Origin of the sequence: Streptomyces subrutilus (genome assembly GCF_001746425.1) — a bacterium.
Classification (GTDB): Bacteria; Actinomycetota; Actinomycetes; order Streptomycetales; family Streptomycetaceae; genus Streptomyces; species Streptomyces subrutilus_A.
Genome location: NZ_MEHK01000001.1, coordinates 2450374 through 2471548, shown reverse-complemented (window position 1 = coordinate 2471548; position 21175 = coordinate 2450374). Strand labels below are relative to the sequence as shown.

The window sequence follows — 21175 nt, the reverse complement described above, 5'->3', positions numbered from 1 at the left end:
CGCCGACTCATGGTTGTACGCGGCAAGGGTGTTTCGCGTCGCACTCGAACCACACGGTCTTGCCGGGCTCCCGCAGTAGCGTGCCCCAGCGGTCGGTGACCGCCTCGACCAGCAGCAGCCCCCGCCCGCCCTCGGCGAGGGCCTCGCCGCCGGGTACTGGGTGCGGCGGGCGGGGGTCCGCGTCCGCCACCTCGACCCGCAGCCCTTCCGGCCGGCGCAGGATCAGCACGGTGCACCGGCGGCCGGGCACGTGGCGGACGACGTTGGCGACCAGTTCGGTCAGCGCGAGCTCGGCGTCGTCGGCCAGTCCGGTGAGCTCCCAGCGGTCCAGGAAGCTCCGCAGGATCCGCCGCATGTGGCGGGCCGAGTGCTCACCGACGGTGAAGCCCATCCGGTAGCTGCCGCCAATGTCCGCCGGAGAGGCGTCAGTTGCGTGATTCATGTCACCAGGATGAGACGTCGTGGTTACGCTCGGCTACGGGCTGAAACGAACGCCGCACCGTGTGAACTTGGGGGTGACCGCCTCGTGGTCAACATCCGTGATCTGGACCCCAGCGCCTCGCCGCTGGACTACTACGGCGCGGAACTGCGCCGCCTGCGGGAGGACGCGGGGCTCAGGCAGGGTCAGCTGGGCGACATCATCTTCTGCACGGCCTCGCTGATCGGGCAGATCGAGACGGCGAGGAAGGTCCCGACGCGGGACTTCTCGGAACGGGTGGACGCCGCGCTGGGCACCGACGGGGTGTTCTCGCGGCTGGTGGGGCTGGTGTTGCGGAGTCAGCTGCCGGTGTGGTTCCAGGCGTACGTTGAAATGGAGGCGCGAGCGGCCTACATCTCGGCGTTCCAGGCGCAGCTGGTGTACGGGTTGCTGCAGACGGAGGAGTACGCGCGCGCTGTGTTGGGCGTGCGGACCGAAGGGGACCTCGACACGAAGGTAGCCGCACGCATGGAGCGGCAGCGGATCCTCGACCGCGAGAACCCGCCACTCATGTGGGTCGTGCTGAGCGAGGCAGTCCTGCACCAGGAGATCGGTGGACGCGAGGTGATGCGGAAGCAACTCGACCACTTGTTGGCTTTGCAGGGGAGGGAGTGGGTGCAGGTGCAGATCCTGCCCTTCGAGGCGGGCGCACATGCGGGGGTGATGGGTTCGTTCAACCTTCTGCGCTTCGACGACGACCCGGATCTTGTCTATACCGAGGACTTTGTCCAGGGCCATATGACGGCCAATCCGCAGGCCCTCAGGGAGGGTTCGCTCCGTTACGATCACCTGCAGGCCGCCGCGCTCTCCGTGCAGGACTCGGCGGTACGGATCGCCCGCGTAATGGAGGAACGTTATGGAGACCATCCAGCACCTGACGGGCGCGCGCTGGCGTAAGTCCTCGTACAGCGGTGACACCGGCGGCGATTGCGTCGAGTGCGCCCCGTTCGGTGCCGCTGCCTGGCAGAAGTCCTCGTACAGCGGAGGCGCTGGCGGAGACTGCGTGGGAGTCTCCGCCCAACCCGGCCTCGTGGCGGTACGGGACTCCAAGACCCCCGCCGGCCCCGTCTTCACCGTAGGGGCGGCCGCCTTCCAGGCCTTCGTCGGGGCCCTGTCCGCATGAGGGTCCGGGGTCGGCCGACCCCGCGCACATACGCCCGACCTGGCCGAGGCCGCCGGGACGGGCCCGGTTCGGCGTGAGCCGGCGGCCTCGCGTCAGGTCGCGGGCGCGTTCACCGCGCCCGTGGTGGACGCCGGTCCGGACTCCGCGCAGCTCCGGCCGAGCCCGGCGAGTACCTGGCGGCGCCGTACTGCCGGGCGGCTGCCCTCCCGGAGCGGAACCCGGCGGAGGACGGCGCGAGCGTCGGCGACCCCAGCGAGCCCACCGGCTGCTCCTGGACAGGGGCGTAGACGTCGCGGGCGCACCGCGTCGGGGCCGGGAGTCGGCCGGACCTGTGTGCGGCAGCTGCGCGACGCGAACCTGCCGGCGCCCCGCCGAGACCTGCGAGAGCGAGGCGAGGGAGGTGGCCCGGGCCGCGCCGGCGGCCGTACCGCGCTGAGCCCAGGGACCGCGGACGCGCGAGAACACGTTCTCATCTGACCTTCCGTCAGATTGGAACGTGTTCTAGTCTGCCGCGCATGGGCATCGGAATCACGCAAGAACAGCGGGAGTTGGCCGAGGCGGTGCGCGGATGGGTGGCGCGGGCCGTCCCGCCCGAGGAGGTGCGCAAGCTCCTGGACACCCCGCCGCAGACCGGGTCGCGGCCCGCCTACTGGGACGCGATGGGCGCTCAGGGGCTGCTGGAGCCGCACCTGGAGGGCGGGACCCTCCTCGACCTGGCGGTCGTCGTCGAGGAGGCCGCCCGGGCGGCGCTGCCCGGGGCGTACCTGCCGAGCGCGCTGGCCTCCGTCCTGCTGGAGCGGGCCGGGGCCGAGCCGCTCGACGGCCGGGTCGGGGCCGTCGCCCTCGGGCCCGGGAGCCTGACCGCCGTCGCCGTCGAGGGCGGCGGGTACCTGCTCGACGGCGCCGCGCCGCCGGTGCTCGGCGCCGGCGAGGCCGACGTCGTGCTGCTCGCCGCCGAGGCCGCGCACGGCACCCGCTGGTTCGCCGTGGACGCCGCCGCGCTGGACATCCGTACGCACGAGAGCGCCGACCCGACCCGGCCCACCGCCGAGGTGCACGCGCGCGAGGTCACCGCCCCGCCGGGCAGGGTGCTGGAACTGGACGCGGCCCTGGTGCGGGACCTGGCCTGCGCGCTGTTCGCCGCCGACGCCTGCGGCACCGCCGCCTGGGCGCTGCACACGGCCGTCGAATACGCCAAGGTGCGCGAGCAGTTCGGCCGGCCCATCGGGCAGTTCCAGGGCGTCAAGCACCTGTGCGCCGACATGCTGGTCCGCCTGGAGCAGGCCAGGGCGCTGGCCTGGGACGCGGCGCAGGCGATGGATGAGCCGGCGGAGGTGCGTTCGCTCGTCGCGGCGCTGGCCGCCGGGACCGCGCTGGACGCCGCGTACTCCTGCGCCAAGGACTGCATCCAGGTGCTCGGCGGGATCGGGTTCACCTGGGAGCACGACGCCCACGTGTTCCTGCGCCGGGCCCTGGTCGCCCGCCAGCTCCTCGGCCCGGGCGACGGCCACCGCGTACGGGCCGTGCGGCTCGCGGCGGCGGGCGCCCGGCGGGAGCTGCGGCTGCGCCTGCCGGAGGAGGGCCTGCGCGAAGCCGAGACCCACCGGGCGCGGGCGCGGGCCGCCATCGAGGACGCGCGCGGGCTCGACCCGGCGGCCGCCCGGCGGATCCTGGCCCCCACCGGCTACGCGGCCCCCTACCTGCCGCCCCCGTACGGCCTGGGCGCCGGACCCGTCGAGCAGCTCGTCATCCAGCAGGAGCTGCGCGCGGCCGGGGTCAAGGTCGCCGACCTCGGCATCGCCACCTGGGTCGTGCCCTCGCTGCTCGCCTACGGGACGGACGCGCAGCGCGAGGCCTACGTCCTGCCGACGCTGCGCGGGGACGTCACCTGGTGCCAGCTCTTCTCCGAGCCGGGGGCGGGCTCCGACCTGGCCTCGCTGCGGACGCGGGCCGACCGCGCCGAGGACGGCTCCTGGAGGGTCAACGGGCAGAAGGTGTGGACGAGTTCCGCGCACCGCGCCGACTTCGGGATCCTGCTGGCCCGCACGGATCCGGCCGCGCCCAAGCACAAGGGGCTCGGCTACTTCGTCGTCGACATGAAGCACACGCCCGGCATCGACATCCGGCCGCTGAAGGAGATCACGGGCGAGGCCCTCTTCAACGAGGTGTACTTCGACGACGCGGTGCTCCCGGCGGACGCGCTGGTCGGGGCAGCCGACGGCGGGTGGAAGGTCGCCCGCAACACCCTCGGCAACGAGCGGGTCCACATGGCGGACCAGATGACCTTCGACACTCCCGCCGGACCTGGCGACCCGGGAGGCACCTCCAGCCTTGAGGCGCTGCTCGCCCGCTCCGGCGAACTCGACGGCGCCCACCGGGCCCGGATCGGGGCGCTGGCCGCGGAGGCGCACGCGCTGGCCTGCATCGGGCTGCGCACCACCCTCCAGCAGGTGTCGGGGCTGGAGCCGGGCGCGGGCGCCTCCGTACGCAAACTCGTGCAGACCCCGCACCAGCAGCGGACCGCCGAGCTCGCGCTCGAACTGCTCGGCCCGGCGGGCGCGGTGCGGGAGGGGGCGGGGGAGCGGGCGGTGCACGGGATGCTCATGTCCCGCTGCCTGACCATCGCCGGGGGCACCACGCAGGTCCAGCTCAACGTCGTCGCCGAGCGGATTCTCGGCCTCCCCAGGGACTAGGAGTTACCGGCATGAAGTCGTACATCGTGGGCGTCGGCATGACGAAGTTCGAGAAGCCGGAGTCGCGGGACTGGCAGTACTGGGACATGGCAAAGGAGGCCGGGACGGCGGCGCTGGCGGACGCCGGGGTGGACTACGGGCTGGTGGAGCAGGTGCCGGTGGGCTACTGCTTCCAGGCCTCCACGGCCGGCCAGCGGGCGGCGTACGAGCTGGGGCTGAGCGGGGTCCCGGTCTACAACGTGAACAACAACTGCGCGACCGGGTCGACGGCGCTGATGATGGCGCGGCAGTTCGTGGAGGGCGGACTGAACGACTGCGTACTGGCGCTGGGCTTCGAGAAGATGAAGCGCGGGGCGCTGGGGGGCGGGGCGGACGGGGGAGACTTCAAGACGTCTCCGGTGGCCCGGCACTACGGGATCATGGCGGCGGCGCACGGTTTCGAGATGTCCCCGCCGACCGCGCAGATCTTCGGGAACGCGGCGCGCGAGCACATGGAGCGGTACGGCACCACGGCCGCGCAGCTCGCGGCGGTCGGCGCGAAGAACCACCGGCACTCGGCGAACAACCCGAACGCGCAGTTCCAGGACGTGTACACGGTGGAGGAGATCCTGGCGGCCAAGGCGATCCACGCGCCGCTGACCAAGCTCCAGTGCTCGCCCACCTCGGACGGGGCGGCCGCGGCGCTCGTCGTGTCCGAGCGGTTCGTCGTGCGGCACGGGCTGCACGACAAGGCGGTGGAGATCGTCGCCCAGTCGATGACGACGGACACCGGGGCCAGCTTCGCCGGCTCGTGCATCGACGTCGTCGGCAAGCCGATGACGGCCGCCGCGGCCCGCCAGGTGTACGAGGCCTCCGGGTTCGGCATCGAGGACGTGGACGTCATCGAGCTGCACGACTGCTTCTCGGTCAACGAGCTGCTGACGTACGAGGCGCTCGGCATGTGCGAGGACGGGGCCTCCGGCAAGCTCGTCGAGAGCGGCGCCACCACCTACGGCGGACGCTGGGTCGTGAACCCGTCGGGCGGCCTGATCTCCAAGGGCCACCCGCTGGGCGCGACGGGGCTCGCGCAGGCCGCGGAGCTGGTGTGGCAGCTGCGCGGGGAGGCCGGCCCCCGCCAGGTCCCCGGCGCGGGCGTGGGCCTCGCCCACAACATCGGGCTGGGCGGAGCCGCCGTGGTGACGCTGCTGCGGCGGTAGACCCCGGGAGGCGGGGGGCGTTCGCGTGGCGCGCCCCGGGGCAGGAGCCGAGAATGAGAGGGCCGGACCACGCCCTGCGGCGTCGCCCGCGTCGGGGGACGCACGCGCGGGCGAGCGGGGCCGGTCAGGGTCCACGGGTTCCAGGGACTGCAGGTGAGGGCGCATGTGCCGATGGCTCGCGTATTCAGGAACACCGATGTTGCTCGACACCATCCTGTACAAACCGGTGCATTCGCTGATCGATCAGAGCCTGCACTCGAAGCTGGGTGTGGAGACGACGAACGGCGACGGCTTCGGCGTCGGGTGGTACACGGAGACGGAGGAGACCGACACCCCGGCCATCCTGCGGGACATCGGCCCCGCCTGGAACAACCGCAACCTGCGGGAGATCGCGGACCACGTCCGCTCCCCGCTCTTCTTCGCGCACATCCGGGCCTCGACCGGCACGGCCGTGCAGCAGACGAACTCGCACCCCTTCCGGCACGGACGCTGGATGTTCATGCACAACGGTGCCATCGCGGGGTTCCACCTGATGCGCCGCGAGCTGTGCCTGCTCGTCGATCCGGCCCTGTTCGCCGACATCGAGGGGACGACCGACTCCGAGGTGATGTTCTACCTGGCCCTCACGTTCGGCCTGGAGGAGGACCCGCCGGCCGCCGTCGCCGCGATGGCGGGGGTGGTGGAGCGGGCGGGCCGCGCGCACGGCGTGGAGTTCCCGCTCCAGATGACCCTCGCCGTCACCGACGGCGAACGCGTGTGGGCCTTCCGCTACTCCAGCGAGCGCAAGTCCCGGTCGCTGTTCTACAGCAGCCGGGTCGAGACGCTGCGCAGGCTGCACCCCGACGTGGCCTTCCTGAAGGACGTCTCCGACGAGACCCGGCTGATTGTGTCCGAGCCCCTCGGTGACCTGCCCGGCGCCTGGAACGAGGTGCCGGAGAGCAGCTACGGGGTCGTGCAGCCCGGGGCGGACGCGCTGTTCCCCTTCGCCCCCGCGGGGGCGTGACGAGCCTCCCGGGGCGCGGGTCTGGGCCCGCGGCGGCCCGCCCGGCGGAGGCCGGCCTACGGCCCGGCGAGCGCCGGGTCGATCACCGTCTCGCCCTGTGAAGCGCGCCGCAGGGCGTCCGCCAGGTCCTCGACGGGGCCGTCGCGCAGGACCAGCCCGGCCGCGCCCGCCGCGAGGGCCGCGTCCAGCAGGCCCGGCCGGGCCGAGCCGGCCAGTACCAGGACCCGGCATTCCGCGTCGTCCGCCAGCAGTGCGGCGACGGTGCCCGCGTCCTCGACCAGGGCCACCGCCGGGCGGGCCGTCATGTCCCGTACGACCTCGATGTCGGGCTGCAGGCCGAGCTGGAGCGCCAGGGCCGGGTTCGGCGGATGGAGCAGGACCCGCAGGGATCGGGCAGGGCGGTGCGCAACGGGCATTTCGTCCACCGGAGCAGCCTATCTGACGCAAGGTCAGCAGTCTTCCCAAGTGTTGGGGCGTGCGTTATACATTCCTTCACCGGCCCTAGAACGCGTTCTAGAACGCGCCACGGGCCGGCCCGCATACGACCTCGGTGCGGCCGACGGTGCGGACGGCCGCACCGAGGTCTTCCAAGGCCCCCGTTTCCACGACAGGGAGCAGCATCCACATGCCGATCGATGCCGCCAAGGCCCTCGCCGCAGAACCCCGCCAGGGGGACATCGGCTGGGACCACAAGGACATCCAGCTCTACCACCTCGGCCTCGGTGCCGGTACCTCCTCCAACGGGCAGCGAGGAGCCACCGACGCCGACGAGCTGCGCTACACCCTCGAGTCCAGGCTCCACGTCCTCCCCAGCTTCGCCACCGTCGCCGGCGCCGGCATGGCCATGCTCGGGGGCCTCGGCCAGCCCGGCATCGAGGTCAACCTCGCCCACGTCCTGCACGGCGGCCACTCCATCGAGCTGCACCGGCCCATCCCCGTCAAGGGCCGGGCCACCTCCAGCTCCAAGGTCGCCGCCGTCTACGACAAGGGCAAGGCGGCCGTGATCGTGCTGCGCTCCGAGGTCGCCGACGCCGACGGGCCGCTGTGGACCAGCGACGCGCAGATCTTCGTACGCGGCGAGGGCGGGTTCGGCGGCGAGCGCGGGCCCTCCGTCCGCGAGGAGCTGCCCGAGCGCGCGCCCGACCGGGTCGAGGAACGCACCATCCGCGAGGAGCAGGCGCTGCTCTACCGGCTCTCGGGCGACTGGAACCCCCTGCACGCCGACCCCGAGTTCGCCAAGACGGCCGGCTTCGACCGGCCGATTCTGCACGGCCTGTGCTCGTACGGCATGACCCTCAAGGCCGTCGTCGACACGGCCCTCGGCGGGGACGTCTCCCGGGTCGGCGCCTACCGCACGCGCTTCGCCGGGATCGTCTTCCCCGGCGAGACCCTGCGCATCCGGATGTGGCAGGAGCCCGGCCGCGTCCTGGTGGCCGTGGGCGCCGCCGACCGCGACGACGCGCCCGTCCTCGCCGACACCGTCGTCGAACACTCGTAAGCACGAGACCGCAAGGACCTAAGGAGCCGCACCGTGCGCGCAGCACTGCAGAGCGAGATCGGCCAGGACAAGCTCGAGGTCGTCGACGACATGGAGGCCGTGGGCCTGGGCCCCGGCAAGGTCAAGATCCGGATCAAGGCCACCGGCCTGTGCCACTCCGACCTCTCCGCGATGAGCGGCATCCTGCCGCAGCCCGCCCCCTTCATCCCCGGCCACGAGGGCTCCGGAGTGATCTCCGACGTCGGCGACGGCGTCACCGGCCACCAGGTCGGCGACCGGGTCCTCGTCTGCTGGCTGCCGCCGTGCGGCCACTGTCCGTCCTGCAAGCGCGGCCAGGGCCACCTGTGCCTGGCCGGCCTGGTCAACGCGGGCACCCCCAACTTCAAGCGCGCGGGCGGTGACATCTTCGGCTTCGCCGCCACCGGCACCTTCGCCGAGGAGCTCGTCGTCGACGCCGCCTGCGCCGTGCCGATCCCCGAGGACGTGCCCTTCGACATCGCCGCGCTCATCGGCTGCGGGGTCACCACCGGCCTCGGCGCGGCCATCAATACCGCCAAGGTGGAGGCCGGTTCCTCGGTCGCCGTCATCGGCTGCGGCGGCGTCGGCATATCCGTCATCCAGGGCGCCAAGGTCCAGGGCGCCGCGCAGATCATCGCCGTCGACCCGGTGGAGTCGCGGCGCGCCGCGGCCCTGCGGTTCGGAGCCACCGAGGCGGTCGCGCCGGACGCCTTCGACGACGCCAAGAACCGGATCACCGGCGGCGAGGGCTTCGACTACGTCTTCGAGGTCGTCGGCAAGTCCGCCACCGCGCAGACCGCCTACAAGATGACCCGGCGCGGCGGCAGCGTGGTCATCGTCGGCGCGGGCGCCATGGACGACACCTACCAGATCGACATGTTCTCCCTCTTCTTCGACGAGAAGAAGATCCTCCCGTCCATGTACGGGGGCGGCGACGTCCTGCGCTCCTACGAGCGCACCATCGCGCTGTGGCGGGCCGGCCGGGTGGACCTGGCGGGCCTGATCACCCACCGGGTGCAGCTCGCCGAGATCAACGACGCCCTCGACCAGATGCGCACCGGCACGGCCCTGCGCACCTGCATCGAACTCTGACCCGTTCCACCGATTCCGAGGGGAACCGTACGGATGTCACTGCCACTTGAGGGGCTCAGCGCCATCGTCACCGGCGCCGGGCGCGGGCTCGGCCGGGCCGAGGCGGTCGAACTCGCGCGGCTCGGCGCGAGCGTGGTCGTCAACGACTTCGGGCAGCCCGGCCGGGACGGCTCCGGGGAGGCCTCGGCCGCCCCGGCGCAGGAGGTGGCCGCGCAGATCCGGGCGGCGGGCGGGCAGGCCGTCGCGCACCTGGGCGACGTGGCCGACTTCGAGCAGGCGCGCGAGCTGGTCGAGCTGGCCGTCGCGAGCTTCGGCAAGCTCGACATCCTGGTCAACAACGCGGGCATCCTGCGCGACCGGATGGTCTTCTCCATGTCGGAGGCGGAGTGGGACTCGGTGATCCGGGTCCACCTCAAGGGCCACTTCAACACCACCCACTTCGCGTCCGTGCACTGGCGGGAGCGCTCGAAGGCGGCGGGCGGCCCGGTCTACGGCCGGATCGTCAACACCTCGTCCGAGGCCTTCCTCGGCGGCTCGGCCGGCCAGCCGAACTACGCGGCGGCCAAGGGCGGCATCGTGGGCCTGACCACGTCCACCGCCCTGGCCCTCGCGAAGTACGGGGTGACGGCCAACGCCATCTGCCCGCGCGCCCGCACCCGGATGACCGAGGACGTCTTCGCCGGCTTCCAGGTCCCCGAAGACGGCAAGCTGGACGCCCTCGCTCCCGAGCACGTCTCCCCGCTGGTCGGCTACCTGGCCTCACCCGCCGCGGCCAAGGCCAACGGGCAGCTGTTCGTCGTACACGGCGGGATCGTGGCCGTCATGGAACGCCCCAAGGTGGCCGCGAAGTTCGACACCACCAAGGAGGCCTTCTCCTACGAGGAGCTCGACGAGGTCCTGACCCCGCACTACGACTCCCGCCCGGCGAACGAGACCTTCGCCGCGACGGAGGTGCTGGGCCTCAAGCACGGCTGAGCGGCGCCTGCTGGAGGGGCACCGGGCGGGGAGCTTGCGGCGGTTCGGGGGTGAGGCGGACCGGCGGGGGAGGGGCGGGCGGCAGGCTCAGCCCGAAGATCCCGCAGGGCACGTCCGGGGTCGCGTACGGCAGGTGCAGGCGGCCCTGCGCACTCCACAGCCCCGTACCGCCCAGCCAGCCCCGGGGCGCCCCGAGCCGGAAGACGTGCCGGTCGGCGGGGCGCCACAGGGCGATGTCGCCCTCGGGCAGCCGCAGCGCCACCCCGCAGGTCTCCGGCATCAGCGCCTGCCCCGGCTGCACCGCGAACGGGATCGCGTCCCGGTGGCGCAGGCACTCCGGGAAGCGGACCGGCAGGGAGCTGCCCAGCACCCCCCAGCCCAGGCGCGGTTCGCCCGGCGCGTCGGAGCGGATCAGCAGCAGCCCGCTGTCGGGGTCGGCCAGCAGCAGCCGGTCCTCGCTGGCCTCCGCGATCTGCAGCAGCGGGGACACCTCGCCGCCGCGCTCCAGGTCCACGGCCACGGCCTTGGTGGTGCCGTCCAGCTCGCGGTCCAGGGCCAGCAGCCGGCCGGTCCGGTCCAGCCAGACGCCGCCGGAGCAGCGGCCCGGGACCTCGGCCACGCGCCGCGGCCCGCACGCGCCCGAGGCCACCTGCCAGACCGTGGTCCGGCCCTCGCCCGCGGCCAGCGCGAACGCGCCGCGGCCGTCCGGGGACGGCGGCAGCAGGCTGACCCGTACGCCGTCCTGCCGCTCCACCCCGCCCAGCTGGAGCTCGCCGGTGCGCGGCCCCGCGGCGGCGCCCGTCGGGTACAGCAGGGCGAAGGCGTGCCGGTCCGCCACCCGGCGGTGGATCAGCACCCGCCCGTCGGCCAGCGGCAGCAGCTCGCTGTCGGCTTCCTCGGGCTGCGCGAGCGGCAGCGGCACCGCGTACACCTCGGGCCCGGCCAAGGTCCAGCGCTCCGCGTAGAGCGCGTCGCCGTCCCCGGCGAGCCGGGCGGCGTACGAGCCGTCCGCGGCGATCGTGAACGGGGCCGTGCGCGTCGTTTCGATGGCACAGACAGTCATCCGTGCTTCACCTCCGGTGAGGAAGCTAGTTATCGCACTTCCTGCCGAACAACACGACCAACCCCGCTTCACACATACGGGTGGCCGGGCGGCGGTTACCCGCGGGCCGCGCCCGTGATTGTGCTGCGCGGGAGCGGCGGGCCCCGGGCGGGCGGCCGGTGCGAAGCCGGCCGGCACCCCTCGACGACCGGGACCCGCAAGCCCCTCGAGCGCCCCCGGGCCGGTCCGCGAGCGGTCGGGCCATGGGGCGGGCGCCACGGACGGTAGCCTTGGGCCGTGCCCCGTCTCTCTGAAGTCATCGCCGCGCTGGACGCTCTGTGGCCCCCCTCGCGGGCCGAGCAGTGGGACGCCGTCGGCACCGTCTGCGGCGACCCCGAAGCCGAGGTCTCCCGGGTGCTGTTCGCCGTGGACCCCGTACAGGAGATCGCCGACGAAGCCGTCAAGCTCGGCGCCGACCTGATCGTCACCCACCACCCGCTCTACCTGCGCGGCACCACCACCGTCGAGGCCGGCACCTTCAAGGGCCGGGTCGTGCACACGCTGATCAAGAACGACATCGCGCTGCACGTCGCCCACACCAACGCCGACACCGCCGACCCCGGGGTCTCCGACGCCCTCGCGGGCGCCCTGGACCTGCGGATCACCGGCCCGCTGGTGCCCGACCCCACCGACCCCGCGGGCCGCCGCGGCCTGGGCCGGATCTGCGAACTGGACCACCCCGAGACGCTGCGCGAGTTCGCCGCGCGCGCCGCGGCCTGGCTGCCGCAGACCGCCCAGGGCATCCGCGTCGCCGGCGACCCGGACGCCCCGATCCGCCGCGTCGCCGTCAGCGGCGGCTCCGGCGACAGCCTCTTCGAGCAGGTCCGCGCCGCCGGCGTGGACGTCTTCCTGACCGCCGACCTGCGCCACCACCCGGTCTCCGAGGCCCGCGAGCAGAGCCCGCTCGCCCTCGTCGACGCCGCCCACTGGGCCACCGAGTGGCCCTGGTGCGAGCAGGCCGCGGCCCAGCTCGACGCGATTTCCGAGCGCCACGGCTGGGGTCTGCGCACCCACGTCTCGCGCACGGTCACCGACCCGTGGACGGCGCACGCGCCGTCCGTCACACCCCCTTCTCTCCCTGGAGCCCCCAACTGAACGCCGAGCCCGCCGACCAGATCCGACTTCTCGACGTCCAGGCCCTGGACGTGCGGCTGTCTCAGCTCGTCCACAAGCGCAAGTCGCTGCCCGAGCACGCCGAGGTCGACTCGCTGACCAAGGACCTCAGCCAGCAGCGCGACCTGCTCGTCGCCGCCCAGACCCAGGCCAGCGACGCCGCGCGCGAGCAGACCAAGGCGGAGCAGGACGTGGACCAGGTGCGCCAGCGCGCCGCCCGCGACCAGCAGCGCCTGGACTCCGGCGTGGGCGTCTCGGCCCGGGACCTGGCCAACCTGCAGAGCGAGGTCGTCTCCCTCGCCAAGCGGCAGGGCGACCTGGAGGACGTGGTCCTGGAGGTCATGGAGCGCCTGGAGGCCGCGCAGGAGCGCGTCACCGGCCTCACCGGGAGCGTCTCCGCCCTGGAGGCCAAGCTGACCGACGCCACCGCGCGCCGCGACGCGGCCACCGGCGAGCTCGACGCCGAGGCCGCCAAGATCGCCAAGGACCGCGAGGTCATCGTCACGTCCATGCCGGCCGACCTGATGGCCCTGTACGAGAAGATCCGAGCCAAGCAGGGCGGGGTCGGCGCCGCGCGCCTGTACCAGCGCCGCTGCGAGGGCTGCCGCCTCGAGCTCGACATGGCCGAGGTCAACGAGATCAAGGCCGCGGCCCGCGACCAGGTCGTGCGCCACGAGAACTGCGGCCGCATCCTGGTCCGTACGGCCGACTCGGGCATCTGATGCGCAGCCCTGTCCGGTTCGTCGTCGAGGCGGACGGCGGCTCCCGGGGCAACCCGGGGCCCGCCGGCTACGGCGCGGTCGTCCTCGACCCGGCGACGGGCGAGACGCTGGCCGAGCGCGCCGAGTACATCGGCGTCGCGACGAACAACGTGGCGGAGTACAAGGGCCTGATCGCCGGGCTCACGGCCGCCCGTGAACTGGCGTCCGACGCGCAGGTGCTGGTGCGGATGGACTCCAAGCTGGTCGTCGAGCAGATGTCCGGCCGCTGGAAGATCAAGCACCCGGACATGAAGCCGCTCGCCGCCGCGGCGGCGAAGATCCTGCCGCGCGCCCAGGTGACGTACGAGTGGATCCCGCGCGAGAGGAACAAGCACGCGGACCGGCTCGCCAACGAGGCGATGGACGCGGGCAAGCGCGGCAAGCAGTGGGAGCCCTCCGCGTCCGCCGCCGCCCTCGACCGCGGCGCCGGCGCCCTGGCCGGGCCGCCGGGCGACGCGGCGAAGGGCGCGGCCGCGGTGCGCGCCGCCCTCGCCTCCGGCCCGGGTACGCGGGTGACGGCTCCGGCGACCGCGACCGCGTCGGCGTCCGCCTCCACCGAGACCGCGGACACCCGCGCCGCGCGAGTCGCCTCCTCTTGCGAACCGGCGGGCTCCGACACGCTGTTCGAGCAGCCGGTGGCCGGCGTACCGGGACAGGTCCCGGCCGCGGCGCGCGCCGGGTCGGCCGGTCACGACCCGACGGCCGCGGCCCCCAGCACGGCGGCCCCCGCGGGCGGTACCGGCTGGGGGCCCGACATGGGCACGCCCGCCACCTTCGTGCTGCTGCGGCACGGCGAGACCGCCCTCACCCCGCACAAGCGCTTCTCCGGCAGCGGGGGCAGCGACCCCGAGCTGTCCCCGGCCGGTCGGCGCCAGGCCTCGGCCGTGGCCGAGGCGCTGGCCGCACGCGGCACCGTGCAGACGGTGGTCAGCTCCCCGCTGCGCCGCTGCCGCGAGACCGCCCAGGCCGTCGCCGACCGCCTCGGCCTCACGGTGACGGTCGAAGAGGGTCTGCGCGAGGTGGACTTCGGGGCCTGGGAGGGGCTGACCTTCGCCGAGGTGCGCGAGCGGTTCCCCGAGGACCTCCAGGCGTGGCTGGACTCCCCGCGGGCGGCTCCCACGGGCGGCGGCGAGAGCTTCACGGCCGCCACCCGCCGGATCTCCGCGACCCGCGACCGGCTGCTCGCCGAGCACGCGGGCCGCACGGTCCTGCTGGTCACCCACGTGACCCCGGTCAAGATCATGGTCCGCCTCGCCCTGGGCGCCCCGCCGGAGTCGCTGTTCCGCATGGAGCTGTCGGCGGCCTCGCTGTCGGCGGTGGCGTACTACGCGGACGGCAACGCCTCGGTCCGGCTGCTGAACGACACCTCCCACCTGCGGTAGCCGCCGGTGGCACGACGCACAGAACCCCCCGCCCTCACGGGCGGGGGGTTCTCGTGTTCGCGGCACCCCGGACGGGGTGGGAACGGCAGACGAGCCGGCCTGTACGCCGGGTTCTGTCACCCGGTGACCTCGCGGTCGCCGGGGAGACGGCCATCCATCTAGGACCGGCGTTGCCGCCGGCCTCGTGCGGTCTACCCGCGAACTCGGGCGGGCAGCCCTCGAGCGTTCGCGCAGACCCGTCCGGGGACGGATCCTCTTGACCTTGCTCCGGGTGGGGTTTACCTAGCCGCCTGAGTCACCTCAGGCGCTGGTGGTCTCTTACACCACCGTTTCACCCTTACCGGGGGCCGAAGCCCCCGGCGGTCTGTTTTCTGTGGCACTGTCCCGCGGGTCACCCCGGGTGGGCGTTACCCACCACCCTGCCCTGTGGAGCCCGGACGTTCCTCGGCGGGATCCGAGGATCCCGACGCGGCCGCCCGGCCGACTCGTCTGCCGTGGCGACCATGTTACCGGCTGTGCCGTCGCCGCTTGACCTTGACGCGACGGCAGGGTTTCTACTGGGGGGCATGCGGATCGGAGAGATCGCCGCGCTCGTCGGGGTAACAACCCGGGCGATCCGGCACTACCACCATGTCGGGTTGCTCCCGGAACCGGAGCGGCGCCCCAACGGCTACCGGGCCTACAGCGTCCGCGACGCCGTCCTGCTGGCCCGCGTGCGCCGGCTCACCGAGCTCGGGCTCAGCCTGGACGAGGTGCGCGACGTCCTCGCGGACGACGCCGGGCGCGAACTGGCCGACGTACTCGAAGAACTCGACGCCGACCTGGCCCGCCAGCAGGCCGAGATCGGCGAGCGCCGGCGCCGGCTCGCGGTGCTGCTGGCCGCCCCGCCCGGCGAGGCCGAACCGCTCTCGCCCGCGCTCGCCGGGCTGCTCGCCAAGGCGCCGCCCACAGCTTCGCCGTCCGCCGCGAAGGACCGCGAGCACCTGACGCTGCTCGACGCCACGGGCTTCGGCGGCGAGGAGCTCTACGCCGCCCTCGGGCCGCTGGCCGCCGACCCCGCGGTGCTGGCCCTGTACGAGCGGCTGGACGAGCTCGCCGACGCCGCCGCGGACGATCCGCGGATCCCGGCCCTGGCGGCCGAGCTGATCGCGGCCGTCCCCGACGAGGTGTTCGCCGCGGTCCCCGCCGAGGGCGCGGTCGTGCCCGGGTTCAAGGAGGCGCTGCTCGCCGAGTTCGCGCCCGCGCAGGCGGAGGTCGTCCGCCGGGTGATGGAGGCGTTCATGGAGAGGGGCAGGGGATGAACGGGGTGCGGGTGGCGCGTATGACGGCCGCGGCCGTCATACCGGGGGAACTGGTGCTGGTCTGCTGCCTGGTCGCGGGCGTACGGCTGCCCGCGTGGGCGGTGGCGGCGGCCGAGGTCCTGGTGCTCGCCGTGCTCCTGCTGGAGGCCTGGGTGCTGCGCTCGCTGTACGCAGGCGCCCGCGCCCGGGGGGCCGGGCCCCGCGCGGCCTGGTGGCAGGCCGTGCACACGGTCGTGCCCGTCCAGGTGCGGCGGCTGCTGCGGCACGAGCTGCGCGCCACGGCCTCCCTGGGCTGGTGGGTGCTGCGCCGCAAGCACGGGGTCCGGGCCGGGGACGTCGCCGCCGGGTACACGGGGCCGCAGACCGCCATGATGTACGGGATGGTCTTCGTGTCGGTGGTCGAGACGGTCGCGCTGGCCGTGCTCATCCCCTGGCCCGCGGTCCACCGGGTGGTGCTCGTCCTGGACGTGTACGGGATCCTGATCCTGCTCGCCCTCCAGGCCGCCTGTGTCACGCGGCCGCACGTGGTCCGGCCCGACGGCTCGCTGCGGATCCGGTACGGGGCCCTGTTCGACCTCGTCGTCCCGCCGGACGCGGTGGCTTCGGTCCGGGTCGACCGGCGCTATCCGCAGGGGAGGCTGGTCACGCTGTCCGAGGACGGCGAGCTCGACCTGATCGTGGGCAGCCAGACCACGGTGACCCTGGAGCTGACCCGGCCGCTGCCCTTCACCCGCCCGCTCGGCGCCGTGGGAGAGGCGCGGACCATCCGCTTCCACGCGGACGATCCGCGTGCGCTGGTCAGCGCGCTGCGGCAGCCCGCCGCTTAGCCGGACCCGGCGGGCTCATGCCGGGGGCGGGGCCGCCCGCGTCACGCCGGGGCGAAGAGGATCTTGGAGTTGCCCGGGTCCGCCGCGGTCAGGCGGACCCGGATCCGCTCGCCCAGGGGCAGGTCCAGGGCGGTGGACACCACCCGGCCGACCACCGCCGGGTCCTTCAGGTGGACCGTCCCCTCCCGCGGCGCGTTGTCCTTGACGTCGATCACCGTGGCCTCGAAGACCTCCCCGACGCGGTCCTTGAGCAGGGCGGCCTCGACGAGGTCCACGCACTCCCGCTCGGCCCCGTTGGCCAGCCGGGTGCCGTCCGCCATCTCCTTGGGCAGCGCGTCCAGCGCCGCCACCGCCCACCGCGGGGGCTCCGCCCCGGCCACCGCCGCGAGGCACAGCTCCCCGGCGTACCGGTCGGCGAGCCGTCGCAGCGGGGCGGTGCAGTGGGCGTACGGGGCCGCCACCGCCGCGTGGATCGCGGGGTCCGGGGTCTCGCCGCCGGTGAAGACGGTGTAGCCGGCGCCGCGCAGCAGAGCCGTGCACTCCTGGAGGAAGGCGGCGTGGTCGGGGCGGTGCGGGTCGAGGGAGCGCACGAGTTCGGCGTACGGGACGTGGTGCGGCCAGTCGATCCGCAGGGCCTTGGCCGCCCGGCGCAGCCTGCCGACGGCGCCGTCGGGGGCCTGGGGGAGTGTCCGCAGGATCCCGGTTCCGGCGGCCAACATCAGGTCGGCCGCGGCGATGCCCGTCATCAGGGAGATCTGGGCGTTCCAGCCGTCCGCCGGGTGCGGGGCCCGGTAGGCCAGGGTGTAGGAGCCGTCGTGGGCGACGACCTCCTGCTCGGGCACGTTCAGCGAGATGCCCCCGCGCTCCACCTCGAGGGCCTCGCGGAGCCGGCCGATGTCCTGGAGGAGGGCGACGGGCTCCTCCGCGGTGCCGGTGTCGACGGCCTTCTGGAGGCCCTCGTAGTCGAGCCGGGCCCGGCTGCGCACGAGGGCGCGGCGGACGTCGGTGGTCTCCACCCGGCCCTCGGCGTCGAGGTCGAGGCGCCACAGCAGGGCGGGCCGGGTCTGGTCGGGGAGCAGGCTGGCCGCGCCCTCCGAGAGCACGGATGGGTGCAGCGGGACCCTGCCGTCGGGGAAGTAGAGGGTGGTGACGCGGCGGTGGGCCTCCGCGTCGAGCGCGCCGCCGGGGGTGACGAAGGCGGCGACGTCGGCGATGGCGTAGTGGACCCGGAAGCCGCCGGCGGGCCGCCTCGCGAGGTGCATGGCCTGGTCGAGGTCGCGGGAGGAGGGCGGGTCGACGGTGAAGAGGGGGAGGTCGGTGGCGTCGGTGTCGGGCAGGCGGGGCTCCCGGGCGGCCCGTTCGGCCTCGGCGAGCACCTCGGCCGGGAACTCCTCCGGCACGCCCAGCTTCGTCCGCAGTGCGCGCAGGGCGGCCCGCAGGGCAGCCCCGTCCGCGCCGGTCATGTGCATGTGGCGGCGTGGCATGGCCCCGAGCCTAGGCCTTCTGCGGGCGATGCGCGCGGTTCGTGCGGCTTCGGCGGTGGGAGGTCGCCGGGGCCGCGGGGTCCGGGCGGGGCGCGCGGGCCGTCTACCCTGGCTCGGGGGCCGCACCCCCCTGCGCCGTGTCGTACCGAAGGAGATCCACCGTGCTCGTGCTGCTGCCGCCGTCCGAAGGAAAGGCCGCCGGCGGCTCCGGCGCACCGCTGGAGCCGCGGTCGCTGTCGCTGCCCGGTCTGGCCGAGGCCCGTGCGGGGGTCCTGGACGAACTGGTCGAGCTGTGCGCGGCGGACGAGCTGAAGGCGCGCGAGGTGCTGGGCCTGAGCGAAGGCCTGCGCGGCGAGGTCGCGAAGAACGCGGAGCTGCGGTCGGCGGCGGCCCGGTCGGCCGGGGAGATCTACACCGGCGTGCTGTACGACGCGCTGGGTCTGGCGGACCTGGCGCCGGCGGCGCGGGCGCTGGCCGAGGAGTCGCTGCTGGTCTTCTCCGGGCTGTGGGGTGCGGTGCGGATCAGCGACCGGATCCCGTCGTACCGCTGCTCGATGGGTGTGAAGCTGCCGGGGTGCGGGGCGCTGGGGGCGTACTGGCGGGAGCCGATGGCACAGGTGCTGCCCGCGGTCGCGGGGGAGGGACTGGTGCTGGACCTGCGGTCGGCGGCGTACGCGTCCGCGTGGAAGCCGAAGGGGGAGGTGGCGGGGCGGACGGCCACCGTGCGGGTGCTGCACTCCCAGATGGTGGACGGGGTGGAGAAGCGGTCCGTGGTGAGCCACTTCAACAAGGCGACGAAGGGGCGGCTGGTGCGGGACCTGCTGCTCGCGGGAGCGGCTCCGGCTTCGCCGGCCGAACTGGTCGGGGCGCTGCGGGACCTCGGCTACGTGGTCGAGGCCGAGGCCCCCGCGAAGCCGGGTCGGGCCTGGGCCCTCGACGTGGTGGTCACCCAGATCCACCACTGACCCCCGCCGCCGGGACTCCGCCCCGGACCCCGCGCCTCAATCGCCGGCGGGGCTGGGCGTGGTCGGCCTGGGCCCGCACTTGCGCGCTGGGGCAGGGCAAACCCAGCCCGGCCGGCGTTCGAGGCGCAGGGGCTGGGGGAGGGGCCTAGTCGTGCTGGGGCCAGATGGGGCCCTGATCGGTCCAGGTGACACCCTTGTTGCGGCAGAGGCAGAAGGGGTGGCCAATGGGGTCGGTGTAGACGCGGAAGCCGTAGCCGTCGGGGCCGATGCAGTCCCGCTGCAGGGTCGCGCCGAGGGCCAGGACGCGGCGCTGTTCGGCCTCGATGTCGTCGACTTCGAAGTCGAGGTGGAACTGCTTGGGGTGCTCGTTGTCGGGCCACTGCGGAGCGCGGTAGTCCTCCACCTGGATGAAGGCCAGTTCGATCTCGCCGAACTGGATGCCGGCCCAGTTCTCGTTACTGCTCTTCTTGACCGGGAGCCCCGTCACCTCAGCGTAGAAGGCCGCCAGCTTCATCGTGTCCGGGCAGTCGATGATGAAATCGGTTAGTCGTAGCACCCCGCGATCTTGCCACAAGATCAAAAGGGAGCCGGACTTGGAGACGGGCCCCTAGTGGCCCAGGGGCCACGCGACCGCGGCCGGGGTCAGGTTCGCGGTGCCCGCGTACGTGGCGCAGGCGTCCGTCAGGGTTTCCAGGAGGGTGAGGGGATCCGGCAGCGGGTGCTCCATGCCCCGGATCCAGCTGACCGCCAGGTCACCCGGCAGGGCCGCCGGCGGCACCAGGACGTAGCTGCCCCGGCAGTGCCACCGCAGGCCCGGGTGCTCGTCCATCGTCTCGGGGTGGCAGTCCAGTTCGCAGGGCCACCACTCGTCCTCGTCCTCGGGGGTCCCGCGGGTGGCGGTGAAGAAGAGCATCCGGGCCTGCTCCCCGGTGCCGCCCGACTCGGCGACCGGCCCGACCTCGATGCCCGCTTCCAGCAGCCGGGCGAGCGCCGCGGCCCCGGCTTCCAGCGGGACGTCCAGGACGTCGTGGACCATGCCGGTCGCGGTGATGAAGTTGGCCTGGGGCTGGTTGCGCGCCCACCGTTCGACCTGTGCGCGGTCGGTGGTCGACTGGGTCTGCCAGGCGAAGGAGAGCGGGTGGCGGGCGGGCGTCGGACAGCCGATCCGGTCGCACGAACACCGGTAGCCGGCGGGATGGGCGGCGGGGGCGAGCGGCAGACCGGCGGCGGCGACGGCCAGGAGGAGCGCCTCGCGCTCTTTTCCGGGGTCCTCGGCGGCGGGTTTCTGCCGCCGGCGCAGCCACTGGGAAATCCTGCTCTGCTCGCCGCGTTGGACGCGGCCGGACTCAGACCCCATCTATCCCCTCACCTCACCGTATCCCCGGCGGACCTTCACATGGTCCCACCATCCTGCGCCCCGGGTGACCGGTCTCGGTGACCGGGGGGGTTGGGAATGGGTGACCGGCAGCCCCCACATAACCACAGAATCCAGCCATTTGGTTTCCGGTCAGGGGACGGTGACCTTGGCCACCCCGCCCAGCACCCGGTCCACCAGCGCGTCGGCGAAGGCGTGCGTCAGCGGCTGCGTCCGCAGCAGCCAGCGGTACGTGAGCGGGCCCAGCAGCATCTCCACGGTCAGCCGCAGATCGGTGTCCGGGGCCAGCTGCCCCGCCTGGCGGGCCGTGCGCAACCGGGCCTCGTACAGGGCGAGCTGCGGCTCCAGCAGCCGCTCGTTGAAACGGGCCCCGAGCTCGGGGTCGGTGGCCCCGGCCGCCGTCAGGGCGCGGGCGGGCGCTTCGTACTTCTCGTCGCACAGCTCGTCCACCGTCGCCCGCAGGACGTGCTTCAGGTCGGCCGCGAGGTCCCCGGTGTCCGGAAAGCCGGTCCACTGGCCCTCGGTCTCCGCCTCCCCGGCGAGCGCGAGCGAGGCGTCGAGGAGGACGGCGGCCTTGGAGGGCCACCAGCGGTAGATGGTCTGCTTGCCGACCCCGGCCCGGGCGGCGATCGCCTCGATGGTCAGCTTGTTGTAGCCGACCTCCCCGACCAGCGCGAGCGCGGCGTCCAGGATGGCCCGCCGGGAGCGGTCGCTGCGGCGGGCGGCGTCAGGGGTCTTCGTCATGTCCTGAAACTACCAACCGAGACGTCTCGTCTTCCTCTTGTCCGT

The 21175-nt window shown here is 73.7% G+C and carries 21 protein-coding genes and 1 other RNA gene; 14 read left to right on the top strand and 8 right to left on the bottom strand.

Going from position 1 to position 21175, the window contains the following annotated elements:
- Positions 1-7: 7 nt before the first annotated feature.
- Positions 8-442, bottom strand: a complete 435-nt coding sequence (locus tag BGK67_RS12165) for an ATP-binding protein (protein WP_069920110.1) — start codon at positions 440-442, stop codon at positions 8-10.
- Between the two features lie 84 nt (positions 443-526).
- Here BGK67_RS12165 and BGK67_RS12160 point away from each other — a divergent pair, with 84 nt between their 5' ends.
- The 5 genes from BGK67_RS12160 to BGK67_RS12140 all read left to right on the top strand — a co-directional run bounded on the left by BGK67_RS12160 (position 527) and on the right by BGK67_RS12140 (position 6493).
- Positions 527-1375 (top strand): helix-turn-helix domain-containing protein, encoded by an 849-nt coding sequence (locus BGK67_RS12160; protein ID WP_069920109.1) that lies wholly within the window; start codon positions 527-529, stop codon positions 1373-1375.
- Positions 1335-1601 carry a DUF397 domain-containing protein gene (locus BGK67_RS12155; RefSeq protein ID WP_069920108.1) on the top strand — a complete coding sequence of 89 codons (267 nt, stop codon included), beginning with the start codon at positions 1335-1337 and terminating at the stop codon, positions 1599-1601. The genes BGK67_RS12160 and BGK67_RS12155 overlap by 41 nt, the downstream gene beginning before the upstream one ends.
- A 515-nt stretch (positions 1602-2116) precedes the next feature.
- A complete protein-coding gene (locus tag BGK67_RS12150) occupies positions 2117-4294 on the top strand; it encodes an acyl-CoA dehydrogenase family protein (RefSeq protein WP_069920107.1) in 2178 nt (725 codons plus the stop codon).
- An 11-nt stretch (positions 4295-4305) separates the two neighbouring features.
- Positions 4306-5490, top strand: a complete 1185-nt coding sequence (locus tag BGK67_RS12145; protein WP_069920106.1) for a lipid-transfer protein — start codon at positions 4306-4308, stop codon at positions 5488-5490.
- Positions 5491-5653: 163 nt separating this feature from the next.
- A complete protein-coding gene (locus BGK67_RS12140; protein WP_069920105.1) occupies positions 5654-6493 on the top strand; it encodes a class II glutamine amidotransferase in 840 nt (279 codons plus the stop codon).
- Between the two features lie 56 nt (positions 6494-6549).
- On the opposite strand, the gene BGK67_RS12135 is transcribed toward BGK67_RS12140, so the two are convergent.
- Positions 6550-6909, bottom strand: a complete 360-nt coding sequence (locus BGK67_RS12135) for a DNA-binding response regulator (RefSeq protein WP_244291454.1) — start codon at positions 6907-6909, stop codon at positions 6550-6552.
- Between the two features lie 209 nt (positions 6910-7118).
- Here BGK67_RS12135 and BGK67_RS12130 point away from each other — a divergent pair, with 209 nt between their 5' ends.
- The 3 genes from BGK67_RS12130 to BGK67_RS12120 are packed head-to-tail and all read left to right on the top strand — an operon-like array spanning position 7119 to position 10076.
- Complete coding sequence (locus tag BGK67_RS12130) at positions 7119-7991, top strand: MaoC/PaaZ C-terminal domain-containing protein (protein WP_069920103.1); 873 nt, start codon at positions 7119-7121, stop codon at positions 7989-7991.
- A gap of 33 nt (positions 7992-8024) precedes the next feature.
- Positions 8025-9101, top strand: coding sequence for a Zn-dependent alcohol dehydrogenase (locus tag BGK67_RS12125; RefSeq protein WP_069920102.1), 1077 nt, complete (start codon positions 8025-8027; stop codon positions 9099-9101).
- Between the two features lie 33 nt (positions 9102-9134).
- On the top strand, positions 9135-10076 hold the full coding sequence (locus tag BGK67_RS12120) for a 3-oxoacyl-ACP reductase (RefSeq protein ID WP_069920101.1): 942 nt from the start codon (positions 9135-9137) through the stop codon (positions 10074-10076).
- Here BGK67_RS12120 and BGK67_RS12115 read toward each other — a convergent pair.
- Positions 10063-11139, bottom strand: coding sequence for a hypothetical protein (locus tag BGK67_RS12115; protein WP_069920100.1), 1077 nt, complete (start codon positions 11137-11139; stop codon positions 10063-10065). The genes BGK67_RS12120 and BGK67_RS12115 overlap by 14 nt on opposite strands.
- Before the next feature lie 276 nt (positions 11140-11415).
- Between BGK67_RS12115 and BGK67_RS12110 the strand changes: the two genes are divergently transcribed.
- The 3 genes from BGK67_RS12110 to BGK67_RS12100 are packed head-to-tail and all read left to right on the top strand — an operon-like array spanning position 11416 to position 14434.
- Positions 11416-12273 (top strand): Nif3-like dinuclear metal center hexameric protein, encoded by an 858-nt coding sequence (locus BGK67_RS12110; RefSeq protein WP_069920099.1) that lies wholly within the window; start codon positions 11416-11418, stop codon positions 12271-12273.
- Positions 12270-13013 carry a zinc ribbon domain-containing protein gene (locus BGK67_RS12105; protein WP_208948794.1) on the top strand — a complete coding sequence of 248 codons (744 nt, stop codon included), beginning with the start codon at positions 12270-12272 and terminating at the stop codon, positions 13011-13013. Before BGK67_RS12110 ends, BGK67_RS12105 begins: the two co-directional genes overlap by 4 nt.
- A complete protein-coding gene (locus tag BGK67_RS12100) occupies positions 13013-14434 on the top strand; it encodes a bifunctional RNase H/acid phosphatase (RefSeq protein WP_069920098.1) in 1422 nt (473 codons plus the stop codon). The genes BGK67_RS12105 and BGK67_RS12100 overlap by 1 nt, the downstream gene beginning before the upstream one ends.
- Positions 14435-14520: 86 nt before the next feature.
- Here the strand turns inward: BGK67_RS12100 and rnpB are convergent.
- Positions 14521-14922: RNase P RNA component class A (gene rnpB / locus BGK67_RS12095), an RNA gene on the bottom strand.
- Between the two features lie 78 nt (positions 14923-15000).
- Here rnpB and BGK67_RS12090 point away from each other — a divergent pair.
- Both BGK67_RS12090 and BGK67_RS12085 read left to right on the top strand, forming a co-directional pair.
- Complete coding sequence (locus BGK67_RS12090) at positions 15001-15735, top strand: MerR family transcriptional regulator (RefSeq protein WP_069920097.1); 735 nt, start codon at positions 15001-15003, stop codon at positions 15733-15735.
- Positions 15732-16562, top strand: a complete 831-nt coding sequence (locus BGK67_RS12085) for a hypothetical protein (protein WP_208948685.1) — start codon at positions 15732-15734, stop codon at positions 16560-16562. The genes BGK67_RS12090 and BGK67_RS12085 overlap by 4 nt, the downstream gene beginning before the upstream one ends.
- A gap of 41 nt (positions 16563-16603) precedes the next feature.
- Here BGK67_RS12085 and BGK67_RS12080 read toward each other — a convergent pair whose 3' ends face one another.
- Positions 16604-18046: an RNB domain-containing ribonuclease gene (locus BGK67_RS12080; RefSeq protein ID WP_069920096.1), complete on the bottom strand. Its 1443-nt coding sequence runs from the start codon at positions 18044-18046 to the stop codon at positions 16604-16606.
- Between the two features lie 161 nt (positions 18047-18207).
- On the opposite strand from BGK67_RS12080, the gene yaaA reads away from it, so the two are divergent.
- Positions 18208-19011: a peroxide stress protein YaaA gene (yaaA, locus tag BGK67_RS12075; protein ID WP_069920095.1), complete on the top strand. Its 804-nt coding sequence runs from the start codon at positions 18208-18210 to the stop codon at positions 19009-19011.
- A gap of 145 nt (positions 19012-19156) precedes the next feature.
- Here the strand turns inward: yaaA and BGK67_RS12070 are convergent, their stop codons facing one another.
- From BGK67_RS12070 to BGK67_RS12060, 3 genes are all read right to left on the bottom strand, one after another.
- Entirely contained in the window at positions 19157-19567 is a 411-nt protein-coding gene (locus BGK67_RS12070) for a VOC family protein (RefSeq protein WP_069920094.1), read from the bottom strand.
- A 51-nt stretch (positions 19568-19618) separates the two neighbouring features.
- Positions 19619-20368, bottom strand: coding sequence for a bifunctional DNA primase/polymerase (locus BGK67_RS12065; protein WP_069920093.1), 750 nt, complete (start codon positions 20366-20368; stop codon positions 19619-19621).
- 150 nt (positions 20369-20518) lie between these two features.
- Positions 20519-21130, bottom strand: a complete 612-nt coding sequence (locus BGK67_RS12060) for a TetR/AcrR family transcriptional regulator (protein ID WP_069920092.1) — start codon at positions 21128-21130, stop codon at positions 20519-20521.
- Positions 21131-21175 lie beyond the last annotated feature (45 nt).